The sequence below is a fragment of the Paenibacillus sp. JNUCC 35 genome (assembly GCF_058269095.1).
This window is the reverse complement of record NZ_CM177771.1, coordinates 5,833,370-5,852,627: the sequence shown is the minus strand read 5'-3', so window position 1 is coordinate 5,852,627 and position 19,258 is coordinate 5,833,370. Positions and strand designations below refer to the sequence as shown.

At 55.7% G+C, this 19,258-nt stretch carries 12 protein-coding genes; 9 read left to right on the top strand and 3 right to left on the bottom strand.

Annotated features, from left to right (window positions below):
- Window positions 1-132: 132 nt before the first annotated feature.
- The 3 genes from AC2TF6_RS26470 to AC2TF6_RS26460 all read left to right on the top strand — a co-directional run bounded on the left by AC2TF6_RS26470 (window position 133) and on the right by AC2TF6_RS26460 (window position 7,023).
- Window positions 133-5,592: a glycerophosphodiester phosphodiesterase family protein gene (locus AC2TF6_RS26470; protein ID WP_491309210.1), complete on the top strand. Its 5,460-nt coding sequence runs from the start codon at window positions 133-135 to the stop codon at window positions 5,590-5,592.
- 275 nt (window positions 5,593-5,867) lie between these two features.
- Window positions 5,868-6,608, top strand: coding sequence for a stalk domain-containing protein (locus AC2TF6_RS26465; protein WP_491309209.1), 741 nt, complete (start codon window positions 5,868-5,870; stop codon window positions 6,606-6,608).
- A 43-nt stretch (window positions 6,609-6,651) separates the two neighbouring features.
- A complete protein-coding gene (locus AC2TF6_RS26460) occupies window positions 6,652-7,023 on the top strand; it encodes a DUF898 family protein (protein ID WP_491309208.1) in 372 nt (123 codons plus the stop codon).
- 178 nt (window positions 7,024-7,201) lie between these two features.
- Here the strand turns inward: AC2TF6_RS26460 and AC2TF6_RS26455 are convergent, their stop codons facing one another.
- Window positions 7,202-8,779: a M4 family metallopeptidase gene (locus AC2TF6_RS26455; RefSeq protein WP_491309207.1), complete on the bottom strand. Its 1,578-nt coding sequence runs from the start codon at window positions 8,777-8,779 to the stop codon at window positions 7,202-7,204.
- Window positions 8,780-9,345: 566 nt separating this feature from the next.
- Between AC2TF6_RS26455 and AC2TF6_RS26450 the strand changes: the two genes are divergently transcribed.
- Window positions 9,346-10,965, top strand: a complete 1,620-nt coding sequence (locus AC2TF6_RS26450; RefSeq protein ID WP_491309206.1) for a glycoside hydrolase family 13 protein — start codon at window positions 9,346-9,348, stop codon at window positions 10,963-10,965.
- Window positions 10,966-11,121: 156 nt separating this feature from the next.
- Entirely contained in the window at window positions 11,122-11,985 is an 864-nt protein-coding gene (locus AC2TF6_RS26445) for an NAD-dependent epimerase/dehydratase family protein (protein WP_491309205.1), read from the top strand.
- Window positions 11,986-12,368: 383 nt separating this feature from the next.
- Here the strand turns inward: AC2TF6_RS26445 and AC2TF6_RS26440 are convergent, their stop codons facing one another.
- Window positions 12,369-12,779 carry a YuzC family spore coat inner layer protein gene (locus tag AC2TF6_RS26440; protein WP_491309204.1) on the bottom strand — a complete coding sequence of 137 codons (411 nt, stop codon included), beginning with the start codon at window positions 12,777-12,779 and terminating at the stop codon, window positions 12,369-12,371.
- Between the two features lie 210 nt (window positions 12,780-12,989).
- On the opposite strand from AC2TF6_RS26440, the gene AC2TF6_RS26435 reads away from it, so the two are divergent.
- Window positions 12,990-13,952 carry a DUF4097 family beta strand repeat-containing protein gene (locus AC2TF6_RS26435; RefSeq protein WP_491309203.1) on the top strand — a complete coding sequence of 321 codons (963 nt, stop codon included), beginning with the start codon at window positions 12,990-12,992 and terminating at the stop codon, window positions 13,950-13,952.
- Between the two features lie 64 nt (window positions 13,953-14,016).
- Here the strand turns inward: AC2TF6_RS26435 and AC2TF6_RS26430 are convergent, their stop codons facing one another.
- Complete coding sequence (locus AC2TF6_RS26430; RefSeq protein WP_491309202.1) at window positions 14,017-14,466, bottom strand: GNAT family N-acetyltransferase; 450 nt, start codon at window positions 14,464-14,466, stop codon at window positions 14,017-14,019.
- 108 nt (window positions 14,467-14,574) lie between these two features.
- Here AC2TF6_RS26430 and AC2TF6_RS26425 point away from each other — a divergent pair, with 108 nt between their 5' ends.
- From AC2TF6_RS26425 to AC2TF6_RS26415, 3 genes are all read left to right on the top strand, one after another.
- On the top strand, window positions 14,575-14,859 hold the full coding sequence (locus AC2TF6_RS26425) for a GNAT family N-acetyltransferase (protein WP_491309201.1): 285 nt from the start codon (window positions 14,575-14,577) through the stop codon (window positions 14,857-14,859).
- A 357-nt stretch (window positions 14,860-15,216) separates the two neighbouring features.
- Window positions 15,217-16,971: a fibronectin type III domain-containing protein gene (locus AC2TF6_RS26420; protein WP_491309200.1), complete on the top strand. Its 1,755-nt coding sequence runs from the start codon at window positions 15,217-15,219 to the stop codon at window positions 16,969-16,971.
- Between the two features lie 225 nt (window positions 16,972-17,196).
- Window positions 17,197-19,251 (top strand): glycerophosphodiester phosphodiesterase family protein, encoded by a 2,055-nt coding sequence (locus AC2TF6_RS26415; RefSeq protein ID WP_491309199.1) that lies wholly within the window; start codon window positions 17,197-17,199, stop codon window positions 19,249-19,251.
- Window positions 19,252-19,258 lie beyond the last annotated feature (7 nt).

Below are 19,258 nucleotides of genomic sequence, written 5' to 3'. Positions count from 1 at the left end.
CCCTTTATGCACAAACGAAAAATGTCTTGCTTCGGCATTTTCCGGTTTGATGGATAGAGGGTTTTTTGTTGTTCTCGCCCATGGCCGTCCGGAACCGATCCGGATATCTCATTCGAAAGGAATGGATCAGAAATGAGAAGATTCTCCCGGTTTTTGAGCCTGTTTCTAACCGCCGCTTTACTGTGCGGTACGGCTCCGCTTGGCCTGTTCGATGCGGCGGCATACGCTGCCGACCCGGGGAGGAAGGCGCTGGATGTCCGCAAGACGCTGACTCCGCCCGTAATCGACGGCAGGCTCGACGAGTCGCTCTGGAACCTCAGCGAAACGATGAATGTCCGGACAGGCGAAGGCACGTTCAAAAACGCCCGGTTCGGGTTGTTGTGGGATAACAAGTATTTGTATATCGGCGTGAAAGCCGAGGACGACACGCTGGTCCCAAGCGGAACGGGGTACTGGTTCGAGCAGGACAATATCAATTTCTTCTTCGATCCGACCCTGCATCAGTCGGCGCCTTTTGCAGCCGACGATATGCAGGTGGGATTCGTGTACAAACCCGGCTCTACGCCGGAATTTCATTTCGGGGCGGCGCTGGGAAACCACAGCGGCAAAGACGAGAAGAAAATTTTGAGGGCAGTCGGCACCGACCAGGGCGGATGGACGCTGGAAACCGCGATTCCGTGGGACATGCTCCATTTTGACGCGGGTCTGCAGAAGCAGCTTGGCTTTGAGATCGGTGTAACGGACCGTTACGAGGCTGACACGAGCAAGCAGCGGACAAGCTACTGGAGCGCGTTTAACTCCAAATCGTTCTGGAACGACACGGCCGGCTACGGAATTCTCAACCTGAAAGACGAGAACCCGGTTTCGGCTCAAATCGATCCCGTGCTCCTTCAGGATAATTTCGACGGCTATGCGCCGGGGCAAATTCCGGCCGGATGGATCTCCGATGTGAATGCGGGAAGTGCTCCCTTTACCGTCGTTCAGGATACATACGGCAACGGCCGCATGGCTTTCGACGGCAAAGCCTCCGGGCAGCAGGCCCGCATCTCCGCGCCTGTCCAGTGGGACGATTATATCGTCGAAGCGGACATGCGGTTTGAAGAGGTGCTTAACGATGCGAGGTGGGCGGCCCTGATGTTCAGGGGAGCGGCCGACGGGAAAAATCCGTACAACCAAATGGCGGTCCGCCGCAACGGAACCTTCGAGCTGGCTTACCGGATGCCCAATAACAACTGGGCTTCGCCTACGCCTGTAAGCGGTATGTGGAAACCGCTGGAGTTCAATAAGGACTATACGTTGAAGGTCCGCGCAGTCGGAAACAACGTCAAAGAATACATCAAAGCCAAGGACGAGGCGGATTTTACGCTTCTCATGGATCAGAATTTCCCTTCCAATCTTCTGGAAAAAGGAAAAGTCGGCTTTCAGGCCGATCAAAGCAAAGTTTCGTTCGATAACCTGAAGGTGACGCGGGTAACGGCCGATCGGCTGGATGTGACGCTGCCGGGCACGCTGGTAGCTTTGACGGGGCCCGTGACCGTTACGGGAAGCGTGTATTACTCGGACGGGTTAACGGAAGTGCCGGCCCAGGACGCCATTCGCCTGTACTCTTCCGATGAGACGATTGTGAAAATCGTGAATAACCAGCTCTATCCGGTAAAAGCGGGCAAAGCGTCCGTAAAAGCCGTCTATGCCAATGCGGAAACGGCGCGTGAAATCACCGTCACTCCTTCGGCGACGGGTGCGCAAGCCGTTAAGCTGCAGCATGCGGAGGGCTATGTGCTGACGGATACCGGTATGAAACTGGATCTTAATACGCTAAGCTTCCAGGCCGAATTCAGCGATTTCTCCAAAGGGACGCTGAAAGGCGGAGATCTTCTCTGGAAACCGGCCGGTCAAGAGGTTTCAACCGGAAACGGTACTCTGCAGGTGAATAAAAAAGGCGCTTATCCGGTTACGGTTCAGAAGGATAACGCGTCGCTTACCGTGATGGTCATTGCCAAGAATCCGGGGGAGAAAGAATACACCCTCTATGAGGAAAACTTCGATCAAACGGCCGAAGGCGCTCTTCCGAAGGACTGGACGCGTAAAGAAGGAACGACCGCTTCCGCGGCGGCCGTCAAGTCGGGCGCATTTGAACTGAACGCCTCCGCCGCCCCGGATAACCCTTCCCGCGTACTGCTTCCCGAGTATCTGGGACTGTTCGGGAATTACAAAATCGAGGCGGATATTACACATCTCTCCGCTAACGATGCAGCGAGATGGCATTCGATTATGTTCCGTATCCAAAATGACAATGTCCCCTATTACCAAATGGCCGTGCGGCAAAATGCGGCAGCCGTCAACGGGGTTGAATTCGCGGAGCGGACCTCAGCCAATGAGTGGAACGTCATGGACCGCGGCTCTTACACCGAAGCGATCGACCCTGCGAAAATGTACCATTACACCGTCAAAGCCTACGGCGATCGGGTACAGGAATGGATAGGCGACAAGCTTCTCGTCGACACCGATAACGCCGGCGCTTACAAGAAGGGCCGCATCGGTCTCCAGGCGAACGGAAGCCGCATGAAGGTAGACAATATCCGCGTCACCCTGCAGCAGGATGCGCTGCCTCCGCTGCCTTCCGAGCGTTTCGTGCAGGTCGTGGAGCCGGAGACGAAGATTTCCCTGGCCCCTACTGTAGTCACGGAGCTGAAATCCTCCACCGATCTGGTTAAGCTGCAGGGAACTTCCCTGCCTGCGACGGCCATGCTGTACGTGAACGGCAATCTGAAAATCACCGCTCCCGGAGGCGCCGAGATCGGAAGTCTGGATGACATCTTGGGAGCGCTGAACAACAAAGTGATTCCGGCCTTCTATGTCCGGGATGAGCAGACCACCGACAAGCTTGTCGAGGCGCTCAAAGCGAGAGGAATCGAAGACGCGTTCATCGTGTCCGACAAAGGCGAGCTGGTCAAAAAAGCGCGTCTGGCGTACCCGATCATCCGCGGCATTGTGGATTTCCGCCAGGCCAAAGCGGATACCAACGAAGATTTGATGGAAATCCGCCGCAAAACGACCGTAAATCTGGCCAAAATCGCGCTCCTGTCCCAGAAAGCGGCTACACGCGAGCATATGGCTTATCTCCAGCAGCGGACTTTGGTGGTGTGGGCGCAGGACCAGTCCGCTCAAGCGGATAAAACCGTGTCCCTGCACAATCTGATTACGGGCGGAGCGAACGGCATCGTGACGGATGCGCCGGAAGCGGCTATCGGGGCGCTGAAGCTGTATTCCAACGGAACGACTCTGATCCGTAAACCGTATATTATCGGTCACCGGGGCATTCCTTCCGAGGCTCCGGAGAATACCATCGAAAGTAATGCGCTCTCCCTCGAATACGGAGCCGATTTTATTGAAAACGACATGTACTTGACCAAAGACGGCCATCTTGTCATCGTTCATGATTCGGTCTTGGAAAACACGACGAACGGTAAAGGAAAAGTCGAAGACTTTACCCTCGCCGAGCTCAAAAAGCTCAACGCGAACAAACCGTTCCCGACCGGGTATCCCGATGTGAAGATACCGACACTGGATGAACAGATCGACCTGGCCAGATCCAAGGGCCGCATGGTAATGGCCGAAATCAAAACCAGTACCCCGGCGGCAGTCGATGCTTTTGTAAGAATCATCAAGGAAAAGAAAGCCGAAGACCTCGTCGATGCGATGTCCTTCGACACGAATCAGCTGAAGCGGCTTGCCGAGCTGATGCCCGAAATGCCTTCGGGTCTGCTGGCTAGCGGCTATGCCAACGAAGCCAATGTCAACAAATCGCTGAGGGAAACGCTCAAGGTGCTTCAGCCTTTGAACGCGACGTTCAACACGAGCTACAGCGGACTCGGCAAAAACTTTATGGAAGCCGCCAAACACCGGGGGGTTATTATCTCTCCGTGGACATTTAACAACAAGAACGATTTTATGAAGTTTTTCGGGCTCGGCGCCTTCGGCATTACGACCGACTATGCGTCCTGGGCCGCGGATTGGGCCGCCTCCGTTAAACCGGGGAAGAGCGCGTACACCCTGTCTCCGGGCGAAAACGTGGCGCTGTCCTTGGAAGTGGAGTCCTACAGAGGGACGAAAACGAACGCGGCACCGGATATCGTCCTGCTGGACGGACAGGATGTCGTGGACGTGAGCGGCAGCAAAATAACGGGCAAAAAGGCGGGAAAAGCTCATGCTCTCCTGCGGTACACGGCTTCTATGGATGCCAATAACCAATATGACCTCTACACTCAGCCGGTTACCCTGGAAGTAAAAGGCGGCAGCGGCGGAAACGATGGAGGCAGCAGCGGCGGCGACAATGGAAGCGAAGGAAATAACGGTAACAATGGAAACAACGGCAATAACGGCAATAACGGGAACAATGGAAACAATGGAAATAATGGCGGTTCTGCCGGGAAGGTGACGGCCACCGAAGGTAAAGTAGACGCTTCGGCCCTGCGAGAAGCGCTCAAAACCCACTCGACCGTAGAAATCGCCTACACGGGCGACACGGTCGAAATCCCGGCGTCCGCATTGATGGACGTCCCTCAAGGCAGCCGGACACTCGTCATCGCGGGTCCGGTAGGCAAGTACACCGTACAGCTCGCGGATTTGAAGCTGGACGAAGCTGCGCGCAAGCTGGGAGGCGAAAGCCGCAGCATGAACGTGCGCTACACCCTCCGCTATGCGGCGGACAGTGATGCGGCCGCAATCGGAGCGGCCGTGAAAGCGGCGGGTTTGCAGGCGGCTGGAACGCCGGTGCAGCTCGAAATCGCCGCAAAGGCCCAGTCCGGCGGCTCTGCGGCGCTGGGAACACAGGGACAGCTGGAGCTGACCCTGGACGGGACTTTCGACGCGAAGAGAGCGACCGGCGTGCGTGCTTACCCGAATGAGAAGAAAATCTCATTCGCGCCATCCCTCTTCGCACCGGCAGGCACGGCGGCCAAGACGGCCGTGACGTTCAAGCGGAGCGGCAGCGGCTTCTACGCGGTCGTAAGCGGCGCGCCGGTCTTCGCCGACATGGCCGGCCACTGGGCGCAGGCCGATGTCGAGCTGCTTGCGGCGAAGCTCGTCGTGGAAGGCAGCGGCGGCGGACGGTTCGACGCCGAGCGCAGCGTTACGCGCGCCGAGTTCGCGGCGCTGCTTGTCCGGGCGCTCGGCCTGCCGGAAGCGGCCGGGCCGGCAGCCTTCGGCGACGTCGGCTCCGTCGACTGGTTCGCCGGAGATGTGGCCGCTGCGGCGGCTGCGGGTCTGATCGGCGGCTATGAGGACGGCTCGTTCCGTCCGCAGCGCCCGATCACCCGCGAGGAGCAGGCGGCCATGCTCGTCCGCGCCCTGCCTTATGCGGGCGCGGCATCCGCTGCGGCGATCACGAAGCCGCAGCAGGAAGAGATTCTTGCCCGGTACACCGATTCGGGCAAGATCGGCTGGGCGCAGGCGGAAGTAGCCGCAGCCGTTCATGCCGGTCTCATGAACGGCATGACGGACGGCACGCTGGCGCCGGCAAGCGAAGCGACCCGCGCTCAGTCCGCGGTGATGCTGCGGCGGTTCCTTGTCACCGCCGGCTTCATCAACTAACGCAAGCGAAAGCACCGATCCCATACCTGCGCAGAACTTCTGCGCAGGTTTTTGGGGTTCACGGGCTTGTGCCTCCCCTTCATGGGACTTCGTACTATACGTTTCCAGGTGCCGTCTGGAAGAATAATGATAAGTGTTTGCTTTTTGAAAAAATTAGGCCTAAAGACTCATAAATGAGTATGGAAAAACCGATAAACATAGGAGGAAGTTCCCATTATAACCACAGTAATGTCTGTGGGGAATATTTTGTGAAACGGAGAAAGGGGATTTGAAACGTGCTAAAAAAAACGCCTTTCTTGGCGGCGCTTCTTTTGGCGATTGTCGTGGCAAGCTTCTCGGGGGCGGCAATGGCGAGAAATTATCTTCTGCCCCACAGCGCTTATATCGAGATCTGCGAAGAAGATCCCGGTGATCAGCTATGCCAAAATTTCTGTGAAGACTTTCCGGACACACCGGTTTGTTCCGGACAAGGAAGCGGAGGGCAAGAGACGGAAGAGAATGCCGTGCAGGCAAGACTCGATGTCCAGTTTAACCGGATGAACATCAAGGTGAACGGCAAAGAGTTCGTGGCGCCTAATATTTTGTATGAAGGGACTACATATCTGCCTATAAGGGATCTGGCTAACCTGCTCGGATTAAGCGTGAATTATTACGGGGCCGCCCAGACGGCCTACATCGGCCAGCTCCCCGCCGGTGAAGTACCCGATGAGGTTATCGACGAATGGGAGAAGCAGGGTTCGGATGAGAGTACGGATGCGGCAGCCGGAACGCTCGTGCGGGGCGGCGGAACCATCGACGTTTATCTGGATCGTGTGCAGGTGAAGGTTCACGGGGAACGCATCGCCGCAAGTACGTTTCTTTACGACGGGACGACGTATGTTCCGATGAGAGCCGCCTGCGAGATTCTTGAGCTTCCGGTCAACTATTACGGTCCTTCGTCTACCGCTTACATCGGAGAAGTTCCTGCAGGTGAAGTACCCAAGGCTGAAGTTGACAAGTGGATGTCCGGCAAATAAACGTTTTTCTAAGTCATTATAAGAAGGGAAGATCCCAAAAGACATGGCCAAAACGACGATCAACGTGACACTTCCGAAGGATTTCAATTTCGAACCCGACCGGAAGCCGCAGGGCGGGGAATCTTATTTTGACGGAGGCCTGCTGGAATTGATAGGCCTGTATCTGCTCGGGGCCATCATCACAGCTCTAACGGCAGGGATTTGTTACCCGTGGAGCCTCGTCATCATTTATCGCTGGAAGATTGAGCATACGGTCATTGAAGGACGCCGTCTGCGCTTTGAAGGTACGGCGGTCGGACTTTTCGGTTCGTGGATCAAGTGGTTCCTGCTCGGCCTTGTCACGTTGGGCATTTATTTCTTCTGGGCGGGCATCAAGCTGGAGCAGTGGAAAACCAGGCACACGTACTTCCGGTAAAAAACAGAACAGGTACGCCGGGCGTTCCCTATCCGCCGTACAGCAGATTCCGCAAAAATTGAAAAACCGCAGTCGTCTCCTAAGGAGGACTGCGGTTTCTTTATTACCGGCGGTGCGGGAGCCGCAAACGTCGCGGTCATGCCCCCGACGGACTAAACTTTGAGACTAAGCCGCCCGCTTAATTTACGCCCACCGCGTCGTAAGCTTTGCCTACGGATACGGCTTCGGCGGAGCCGGCTCCGTACAGGTCTACCGCGGATTGTACGGCGGCCGCACGGATGTTGGAGAAGTTGGAATATGGAGACAGGTAGTACGTCAGGGCATGGTAGTAAATGTTGATGGCTTTGTCACGGCCGATGCCCGCTACGGTAACGTTATAATGAGTGCCGCCTTGCGCGATCAGGTAGAACGCTTTGTTGTTGATGCCGCTGTTCTTGTGAACGCCTCCGTTATCGGAAGTGCCCGTGTACCGTTTGCTGTAGTGGCTAGGCTGGTTGAACTGCTCCGGATTGGACAGGGAGCGGATCGCGTCGCCCGGCGTGCCCGGCGTGTAAATATCGTCTCCGAGCAGCCAGTTGGTCCCTTGGATCGTATTGCCGAAAATATCGGAAATCGATTCGTTCAGGGCGCCGGACTCGCCGTAATACTCCAGGCCGGCCGTGTATTCGGTTACGGCATGCGTCAGCTCGTGGCCGATGATATCCGGATCTCCGGAGAATGGCAGGAAGGTGACGCCGTCGCCGTCTCCGTAAACGATCTGTACGCCGTTCCAGAAGGCATTGTTATAGTTTGTTCCGTAGTGAACGGTTGATTTGATCAGCTTTCCGTTGCCGTCCAGGCTGTTGCGTCCGAACTTGGTTTTGTAGAAGTCGTAGACTTTCTCCGCGTAAGCGTGAGCGTCTACGGCCGCCCCGTCGGTCCAGTTGGTATTGTTTGTGTTTGTTTTAAGTACCCCAGGCAGAGAGGAACCGTTGTTGGCGCTATAGGTTTCAATGCCGTTGCCGCGCGTGGTATCCTTCAGCTGGAAAGTCGAGCCGCTCTGTGTCGTAATGAACTGTTTGCTATCACCCAGCACGCCTGTGCCCGTACCGACCGCATGATCGAGCAGGTCGTACTTCTTCACGATAGAGCCGTCAACCGCGTCGATAAAGTAACGGGTACGAATCGGGGATGGCTCCAATACGTTCACCTCTGTCGCATAGGTGAGCACGTTTTTGCCTTCCAGCGGATAGATCGTCAGCTCCGCCTGTGCGGGCTTCTGCTGCTGGCCGAGTTTGCCGACGGCTTTCTCGGTGTCCGCAATAGCGGTTTTGATCGCATCGGAAGCGCTGATTTTGGCTTTAACTCCGTTAGCCACTTCTTGCTCCGAATCCGCAAGCAGGCTTCCGAGATAAGAAGTCACGTTGCCGTTCTTATCCAGATGCACCGTCTGCTCCGCTCCGTAGACCGGGATTCCTTTGACGTATTGCTTCAGGCGATAGTGATTCGTTCCGCTCGCAGCGTCGGTCTGCTTGGTGACAATCTTCAGATTGTCTTTCAAGCTGCCGCTAAGGCTTAGCGCTTCTTTCTTGTGATCGAGGAAGCCCCACACTTTCTCATCGTTTGAAAGTCCTGCCGGCGCTTTCCAAGTTTCCCCGATAAATTTAGGGGTTACGGATTTCGGCGTTGCAACCTCGGCGGTTGCTGCACTTGCAGGCAGAGCGGATGCAATCAGGAGTGTTCCTCCGAGTACGAGCGAAGTCAGCTTCTTTTTCATAATAAAAAATCCCTCCTAGGAAATGGTTGATGGCCGCTGTGCGGCGCCTGGGCAAAACGCGTTAGCCGGTTAATCTTAGCTGCGGCCTTGCAAACAGCCTTACAAACCGAGTGGCATCACCCCTTTCCAAGTGGGTCGAAAAAGCTGCCGTACGGGAAACGGCGGGACTATGAGGGACCGGTTAAATCAATATGCAAGTAAACGGGTAGGAAAACTTGTTTTTGTATCTGTAGTATAGAATGGGCTCACACTCTTGTCAAACATTTTTTATAAAATTTAACTAAAATTAGCAATTTTGAACGATGGAATAACCGTGAAAGGGGGGCGAAAGAAGGCAGGTGGAATTGACCGAAGGTTATTGACCGCGGGTATAATATTGACAGTGCCGTTCACACATCTGTCACGCTTTACGCAATAAATATATTTTTTTATGGTGAATCCGGAAAGACTTGGCTGGAGCGGCGCTTTATCGAGTAAGGCATCCGGCGGCTTTTGAAGGGGTGGAGTGTCCCGGCGCCGAATTATAGATTTGGAAACCGACTTTTATCAGCGAGGAGTGCAAGTGCATGCAAAAAACATGGTGGAAAGAAGCGGTTGTCTATCAAGTGTATTGGAGAAGTTTTTACGATACGGACGGAGACGGGTACGGGGATTTGGAAGGCGTTATCCGGAAACTGGATTATATAAAAGAGCTCGGTGCGGACGTAATCTGGCTCAATCCCATCTACGGATCGCCGGATGTCGATAACGGGTACGATATATCGGATTACCGGACCGTAATGGCCAAGGCCGGCACGATGGAGACGTTCGAGAGATTGCTCCGGGAAATTCATGCCCGCGGCATGAAACTGATCATGGACCTGGTGGTCAACCACACGTCCGATCAGCACCCCTGGTTCACGGAAGCCCGCTCGTCCACAGATAACCCCAAAAGGGACTATTACATCTGGCGCCGGGAAGCGAACAACTGGAGATCCTATTTCACGCCTTCCGCCTGGGAATACGACGAACGGACGGGCGAGTATTATTTTCACTCCTTCGCAACGGAGCAGCCTGATTTAAACTGGGAAAATCCTCAGGTGCGCGAGGAAATTTACGGGATGATGCGCTTCTGGCTCGACAAAGGCATCGACGGCTTCCGGATGGACGTCATTAATCTGCTTGCGAAGCAGGCGGGTTTTCCCGATGCGGAGCATCCGGAGAATATCTCCTATCTGGGAAATAATCCGGGGATACACGAGTATTTGCAGGAAATGCACGAGCGGGTCCTGAAGCATTACGACGTTTTTACGGTCGGGGAAATCCCGTTTGTGACGCCGGAGGACGGCCTGCTTTATGTTGGCGAAGACCGCGGCGAGCTCAACACCCTGTTCCATTTCGAGGTTTGCGATTATATGGCTCACTGGGAGATGGACAAGTTCAAGGCGATTCAGAAAAGGTGGTATGACGGCATGTGGGGCCGGGGCTGGAACTCCCAGTTCCTGAACAACCATGACCATACCCGGCTTGTCACCCGGTTCGGCAACGACAAGGAGTACCGTGTACAATCGGCCAAATGTTTTGCCGTGCTGCTCCATACCCTTCCCGGAATGCCTTACGTCTACCAGGGGGAAGAGATCGGCATGACCGGAGTGCGGTTCGATTCGATCGAGGATTACAACGATATCGCGTTAAAGAACAAGTATAAGGAAGAAGTGGAAAAAGGCCGCGAGCCGCAGGAAGTTTTCCGGAGCCTGCTGCACCTGGCCAGAGACAATTCCAGAACTCCCGTGCAGTGGGACGGCTCGGCCAACGGCGGCTTTACGGAGGGCACCCCGTGGATCAAGGTGAACCCGAATTTCCGGGAAATCAATGTGGAGCAGGCGCTCGCCGATCCGGATTCCGTTTTTTACACGTATCAGAAGCTGATCCGTCTCCGCAAGGAAAACCCGGTGATGATCTACGGGACTTACGAGCCTCTTCTGGAAGAGGATGACCGGATTTACGCTTTCCTGCGCGAGTTGGACGGCGAGAAATGGCTGGTCCTGCTGAATATTTCGGATCAGAGTACGGTTTGCACGCTGCCGGGGTCCATAGCTTCGGCGGAAAAAGAGCTGATTCTTGCGAATTACAAGGTGAACGGTCCGAACGGCCCTTTTTGCGAAATGAAGCCGTACGAGGCGTGGATTTACCGGATGAAGAATTAACGAGGGATTGATACGGCGAGGGCGGTCGCTCTGCTGATCGTTCGCTTCCTTAATGATTGATGGCCTTAAAAGGTTCGGCCTGTCACGAAAACGCTCCTTCTTTTGTTTAGTAAGAGAAAGAATCCCGCTTAGGGAACTCGTACAGGAGGGCTGGAGATGAAAATTTTTGTGGCAGGCGCTACGGGAGTAATCGGACGCCCCTTGCTTCCGCTCTTGGTAAAGGAAGGGCATACCATATACGCCATGGTTCGCAGCGAGGCGGGGAAGGATGCTGTGCTGGCGCAAGGGGCCGTCCCGGTGGAGGCGGATGCTTTCGACCGGGAAGGATTGATTGCGCAGCTTCGGAGGGTACAGCCCGAGGTCGTGATTCATCAGCTTACGGCGCTTAGCGGCTATAATCTGGAAGAGAACGCCCGGATCAGGAAGCAGGGCACGCGCAATCTGGTGGACGCCGCAAGGGAGGCGGGCGCCAGGAAAATGATTGCCCAGAGCATTTCGTGGATGTATGAGCCGGGGGTGGGGCCTGCCGGGGAAGATGTGCCTCTAGATCTGGAGGCGCCAGAGCCGAGAAAGACGACGGTGGACGGCGTAGCCGCCCTGGAGCGTGCGGCGGCGGAGATGCCGGAGTCCGTCATTCTGCGTTACGGGCTGCTGTACGGCCCCGGAACCTGGTATGCCCGGGACGGGGCTGTCGCCGGCAAGGTCCGCAGCGGCGAAGTGAAGGCGACCGAAGGCGTCAGCTCCTTGCTTCACGTGGAAGATGCGGCAAGAGCCGCATTGGCTGCGCTGGAGTGGCCCTCGGGGGCGGTCAACATCGTGGACGACGAGCCGGCCCCGGGCACGCTCTGGCTGCCCGCTTACGCTTCGGCGCTCGGAGCCCCCGAGCCGGAGTTCCAGCCGGGCCAGGGCCGGGGCGAACGCGGAGCGTCCAATGCCAAGGCCCGGCGCGAATACGGCTGGGAGCCCGTGTACCCGAGCTGGCGCGGAGGGTTTAAAGCCAGTCTGGCGCAAGGGAATTAAGCGCCAACTGATGGAAGGACCGGAGGAGTGTGCGCCTCCGGCCCTTTTGGTTTGCGCGGCGGTCCGGCATTGTTTCGCACCGCGATCAGCCCGGCGCGCGCAGTGTGTGGCGCCGCGTATCGGCGGTCCGGGCCGCAGAGTCGAGGCTGCGGCCCCGGCTGCTCCGGCCGAAAGCCTCTCGGCCCGCGGCAGGCTGGTTTTGGTGCGGCCCGAATCCACGGCCTTTGCCGCAGACACTGCCGGACGGCATGTGCGTGCAGGCATTTTTGAACGCAAGCTTGCGGCGCTCCGTGGCCGCTCATTCTGAGGCGTCCGGCCTACGGCCGCCCTGTCCGGGAACTGCCACCCCGCATGGAGCCCGATCGCACCCGCCGCCGAGTTCCTTACTGTCCCCACTTCAGGGACATCGTAAGGACGCAGCATGCGAGGTCTTGATCGCCGGGAGTCACGGTCATGACAAGTCCGCTCGGGGTGTAGCGGGCAGCCAGGACGGAGGAAATGGCGATGCTCTTCATAAGCCGGTCGACCTCCTGCTTGCGGCCGGCCTGCGCCGCTGTCATCAGCCGGCGGGCGAACGGCTCGTCGGACAGCCGGGCGAGGACCACATTGCCGTCGGCGAGCAGCTTGCGCAAAGAAGCGGCTGACGAGATCAGCTGCTTCGGTTCGACGGGCGGGTATCCGGGATTTTCCGGAAGCCGGGGAAACGGGCGCGGTCCGGCAGGCAAAACGTGGACGGCCGGCACGAACGCGGGAGGACAGAAGGGATACGGGACGGGATAAGGGGGGCTGTACATGCTTACAGACTCCTTTTCGGTCGTTCTTTTGTTCAGTTTATGAAAAATCGGGGGGGTTGGTGTCCGGCTGATCCCCTGGACCTCAGACGGGGAACAATTACCTTCGCAGGTCCAATGCGGACAGTCAATTTCTGGTGATATACTTGGAAAGCGAGGTAAGGCTCGGCTGGATTCAAGAACAATGTCGGTTGATTGGAGTGGAACGATTAGATGAGAAGAAATATGGGTTTTCTGCTGATTGGCGCTGGGGTGCTGGCGCTGCTGTATTACTTTAATCCGGTGGGTGTGTTCTCCTGGAACGGACTTTCTTTCAAAACGCAAGACATACATCTGGAAAAAACGGCGGAAGCGGCTTCCTTACAAAATATTACCGTAGAGACAGGAAGCGCCGATACCAGAATCGTCAAAGGCGCAGGGGACCAAGTGAACGTACGCCTGGACGGCAGTGTCAGCAAAAACCAGGCGGAGAAATTTCAGCTCAAGGTCGATGCCAAAGGCGATACGCTATCGGTCGGAATCGAGGAACCTAACGAAATCGGAGTAGGCGTGACGATTATCAACGTAGAGCTGGTTGTGGAATTGCCCGAGAAAAACTGGAAGTCCGTCCGTGTACAATCCGGGAGCGGCAATATCGACCTCGAATCTCTGAAAGGAGATTCCGTTGAAACCAAAGCGGGAAGCGGCGACACTTCTTTCCGTGAAATTAAATCCGCCAAGCTGGTTGCGAATGCGGGAAGCGGCAATATTTATGTGGCTGACGTTCAGGGAGACGCTATTACGCTAAAAGCGGGCTCCGGCGATATCAGAGCCGAACAGTATGCGGCGAACAACCTGAAATTCGAAGGGCACAGCGGCAATGTCGAGCTTAAGCAGGGCAAGGCCTCTCTGCAAGGAGAGACGCATTCCGGCGACATCCGTGTGGAAGCGGGCGAGCTGCTGCGGGACGCGGATCTCAAATCCGGCAGCGGCAACGTGAAGATAGAACTGACCGAGGAGCCCAAATCGCTGGCCGTCGACTTCGAGGGCGGAAGCGGCAACGGAAGCGTCGACTGGGAAGCCTTCTCTTATGAAGAGAAGAACGATAAGAAAGACCGGCTGAAAGGTAAATTCGGCAGCGGCGAAGTGAAGCTCAAAGTAAGAACCGGTTCCGGTGATTTTCAGCTGGTGAAATAATTTAGGGCATTAATAATTTCACGAAAAAAAGGCCTTGACCCGGTAATGGGTTAAGGCTTTTTTGCTAGCAGTCGAACTTTTTTATAAAATTCTTTTGGTCCTTTGTAAACACATAGCCGCGGTTTTCATAGAATCTGTGAGCCGCTGTCCGGCTCGGATGGGATAATAATTTGATTCCACAAAATCCGTTGGTCTTTCCCCAGGCTTCAAGATTCTCGATCAACATATTGCCTGCGCCCTGATTTCGGAACGTTTCTTTCACTACAAATCCCAAGACGTTGACTAATGAATCGGAAAAAAGCAGTTCATAGGGGCTTCCATGGATATATCCGATAACTTCCTCGTCTTGTTCACAAACAAAAATGATATCGTTTGTTTTTTTGGTGATGATTTCAATTTTTTCTTTTACTTTTTGTTCAGAAAATGAATGCAGGTTCGGATTGAAGTCTCGGTTCAACAAATAAATAGCCGGATAATCGGATATTCGGATTTCCCTGACCTTTTTTTCTTTCATTTTTCCGCCGCCTCCCGTTCTCATTTGAGTTTGCCAAGATTCTCGGAAAATAGAAAGGCTAAAAAATGGTTAATAATAAAAAGAGCAGATCAGGAGGAGGCCAGTACCATGAGAGAAACTATCAAACAAGGCAACGGCTACACGGTGATGGAAAACGGGGAAGCGGTCGCTGAAATTACGTATCAGCCCCTGGGCGAAGAGTCGCTGGTGATCGATCATACTTTCGTATCCGAATCCCTGCGGGGCCAGAAAGTCGGCGAAGAGCTGGTCCGGGCTGTCGTCGATCAGGCGAGGGAAGAGAAGAAGACGGTCGTTCCGGCCTGTTCGTACGCGCACGCCCTTTTCAAGCGGCACAAGGAATATCACGATATTTGGCGGCGTGAAGAAGAATAGACTTTAGCGGCGAAAGCATGTGTACCCGGCGGGTACTTTGCACCGGGGGACAGGATTTGGAACAGGGCCGTGGGAATGGTTCCCGGGCAATTTGACGTAAGCGTTCATTCCAGACGGAATGGCGCTTTTTTTATGCGCTCTATTCTGTAATATTCCCCCTATATTCAATAGATTTATCCCTACTTTTGGTTATCTGTCCGTGTTTAAATGGAAGTAGGAAAGGGCTTTCATTTCTTATGCCAACTGCTTTTTATAACCATGAGGAGGTGGGAAGACGCACCGCACTTCGGATGCAGCATGCATTCCATTCCGCGTTCCCAGGAACGCAGATCAACCAATTCAGGAGGGATCTCATTTATGAAAAAGATTTTAACCGGTCCAAAATCGGTTGTGAAGAAAACCGCCGGTTTTCTGCTGACCGCGACTTTGTTCGCCTCTTTAATTCCCGCAATGGCTTCGGCGGCCGATCGTGGAGCTTGGGCGTCATCGACTTCCTACGCGGTGGGCGATACGGTCACATACAGCGGCAAAACTTATCAGGTCGTACAGCCGCATACGTCGTTAAACGGCTGGGAGCCGCCTAACGTTCCCGCCCTGTGGAAAGAAGTTCAAGGCGGAGGAACAGTAGACAACCAGGCTCCTACAGCGCCGACAGGCCTGAAGGTTTCCGGAACGACGACTTCCACCAGTATCACGCTGGCCTGGAATCCGTCCACCGATAATGTCGGTGTTACGGGCTACGATATTTACAGAGACACTACGCTTGTTGGAAGCGTTTCCGGCAGTACGCTGACTTATACGAACACGGGATTGACCCCGAATACGGCATATTCGTACACAGTGAAAGCGAAAGACGCCGCAGGCAATGTGTCGGCGGCAAGCAGCGCGCTCAGCGTGACTACACTGCCTACGAGCGGAGGCTCCGATACAGAGGCGCCGACAGCACCGGGCAACCTGGTTGCGACCGGCTCGACCACGTCCAGCGTCTCCTTGTCCTGGAGCGCTGCAACGGATAACGTCGGCGTCACCCAATACGAAGTGTACAGCAACGGCGCTCTCGCGCAGACGGTAACGGGCTTGACCGCTACCGTAACGGGCTTGTCGGCCGATACTTCCTACACCTTCACGGTGAAGGCGAAAGACGCGGCCGGCAACGTATCTCCAGCCAGTGCGGCAGTTACGGCCAAAACCCAGCCGACCGGCGGAGGCGGTCAGCTGCCGAAGCACATCGTGACCGGTTACTGGCAGAACTTCGTTAACGGAGCGAAGAACCTCAAGCTGAGCGAAGTGCCGGCCGAGTACGACATCATTGCCGTATCGTTCGCGGAGATGGACCGCACCAAGCCGGGCGGCGTCACCTTCGGTATTGATCCCGATCTGTCCAAAGCTCTCGGGGGTTATACCAATGCGGATCTGATTAACGATATCAAAGCGAAAAAGGCGCAGGGCAAGAAAGTTATCCTGTCCATCGGGGGCGAGAAAGGCAACATCGACCTCAGCAGCGCTTCGCCGAACGTGTCCAACTTTGTCAGCACCATGTCCGGCCTTATTACGGAATATGGATTTGACGGCCTCGACGTGGATTTGGAGCACGGCTTCAACGTACCGAATCTGACCACGGCGGTCCGCCAGATTCAGGGGAAAGTCGGCTCCGGCTTCATCATGACCATGGCTCCGCAAACGATCGACATGCAGAACAACCAAACGAGCTACATCCAGTTCTACAACAATGTGAAAGACATTACGACAGTCATCAACACCCAGTTCTACAATTCCGGCTGTATGCTCGGCCGTGACGGCAAGTGCTACTCGCAGGGAACCGTCGACTTCCTGACGGCTCTTACGGACCTCGCGATCCAGTGGGTACAGCCTAGCCAGCTCGGTATCGGCGTTCCGGCAACCTCTTCGGCTGCGGGCGGCGGTTATGTATCCGCATCGGTCGTGAATAACGCGCTGAACTGCCTGGCAACCGGCAACAGCTGCGGAACCTACAAGCCGGTAGCGAAATATCCGGACATCCGCGGTGCCATGACCTGGTCCATCAACTGGGATGGCATGAACAGCTACAACTTCGCGAAAACGGTCAAACCTTTCCTTAACCAACTGCCTTAATGTCCGTCTTCAGGTAAGCGCGAATTCAAAGACTTCCCGACGATCCACGTCGGGAAGTCTTTTATTTTTGTAAGAAAAGTTTAAGGAAAATTCAAACATTCTTTATAAAGAATACATTACTCGCTAATGAGAACTTGGTACAATGAGGTGTATCCATCATAATCTGCAAATACACACGGGATTATCGGGGTGGGGATTATTTCACCACATGTAAGGGGGAGAGCCGTGCAGCAACCGGCAAGATTTTTCAAGTACCTGAAACCTTCCACAGGGAAAGAGCGCAAACAGTCGACACGTCGTTGGAACATTTTCTATGTGGGAGTTACGTTGGCACTGGTGGGCATGGCGGTTCCGTTTCGTGCGGGGATGCCGCAGGCTCACATGGCCGATGCAGGAAGTCAGGCGCTTGGAAGCGGCACGACGATTGCAGGCGGAACCCCGAATCACCCGAACATCTTGTCAGATAAAACGAAACAAACCGGAGCTGCGACAGCGGCAGCTTCCGCCAGAAGGGGCGGGACGCCTCCACCCGTCGGGGCAGGCGCCGGTGTCGCAGCACAGCCTGTGAAGCAGCCCCCGGCACCCGGAAGCAGGCTCGTGCAGGTCACGGAGCCGGAGACGGGCATTGCCATCGCGCCGACTATCGTGACGGAGCTGCGCAGCAAGGAGCAGCTGGAGGAGCTGTCCGGTCCGGCGAAGCCCGCCACGGTCATTCTCCATGTGGGCAGCGGACTCCGCATTACGGACCCTTCCGGCAAAACGGAGCTGGGTACGCTCGAGGCTGTCCTGGACGGGCTGGGCCGCCGGATGATCCCGGCTTTCTACGTCCGGGACGGAGAGACGGCGGACCGCGTGGCCGGCCTGCTTAAGAAGAGCGGCATCGAGGACGCTTTCGTCGTGTCCGACCAAGGCGAGCTCGTCAAGCGGGCCAGAACGCTGTACCCGGCCTTGCGCGGCATCGTGGATTTCAGCTCGGCCGGGAATTTGTCGGCGGACGATCTGCTGAACATCCGCCGCAAAACGACGGCCAGTCTGGCCAAGATCGCCATTCTGCCCGGGGCCTCGGCCTCCCGTTCCTCCGTCGCGTACCTTCAGCAAAGGCTGATCGTCGTCTGGACGAAGGAGGCGGGGACGAAGGCCAGCCCGGAGCTGGGTCTGCACACGCTGATTACGGCGGGGGTTAACGGGATTGTGACCGATTCGCCCAAGGCGGCCTACAAAGCCCTGAAAGTGTATTCCCACGGGAATACGCTGATCCGCAAGCCGTACATTATCGGTCACCGGGGAATGCCGTCGAAGGCTCCCGAGAACACGATCATTTCCAACCGTCTCGGCCTGGAGGCGGGAGCGGATTTTATCGAGAACGATATGTACCTGACAAAAGACGGCCGGCTCGTGATCATTCACGATCCTTTGCTCGAAAGCACGACCAACGGCAAAGGCAAGGTCGAGGACTTTACTCTGGCCCAGCTGAAAAAGCTGAACGCCAACAAACCGCATCCGGCCGGATTCCCGTACGTCCAGATACCGACGCTCGAAGAGCAGATCGATCTCGCCCGCAGCCAGGGCAAGATGATTATGGCCGAGATGAAATCGAAGAACCCGGCGGCGATGGATGCTTTTGTTAAGGTGGTTAAAGATAAAGGCGCCGAAGATTTGATCAACACGATGGCTTTCAATCCGGACCAGCTGAAACGTCTCTCCGAGCTGATGCCCGAAATGCCGATGGGGCTGCTGACCGGGGAAACCGCCAATGAGGCGAATATCGACGGGTCGCTGACCAACACGCTGCGGCTGATGCAGTTGAGAAACACCACGTTCAATACCACTTACAAAGGGCTGGGGCCGAACTTTATGGAAGCCGCCAAGCACCGGGGAGTTCTGATCTCTCCTTGGACGTTTAACGACAAAAGCAATTTTGCGAAATTTTTCTGTTACGGCGCGTTCGGCATTACGACGGACTACGCGTTCTGGGCTTCGGATTGGGCGGCCTACGTTAAACCGGTACAAGACCATATCGTCGTCGGCAACTACGAAAGCAAGGACCTGTCCGTGCTGATGGAAACGTTCAAAGGCGACCGGCTGGAGAAGGCGGCCGATGTGATTCTGCTCGACGGCGAAAGCAGCGTGGAGGCTTACGGAAGCCGGATCACGGCAAAAAGACCGGGCAAAGCTCACGCTCTTCTGAGATATACGGCGGTCATCGACGGCGGCAGCAAGTACGACTTGTACACGCAGCCCATCACGCTGGAAGTTCGGGAAATTAAAGAACCGAGCTGACCGAAAC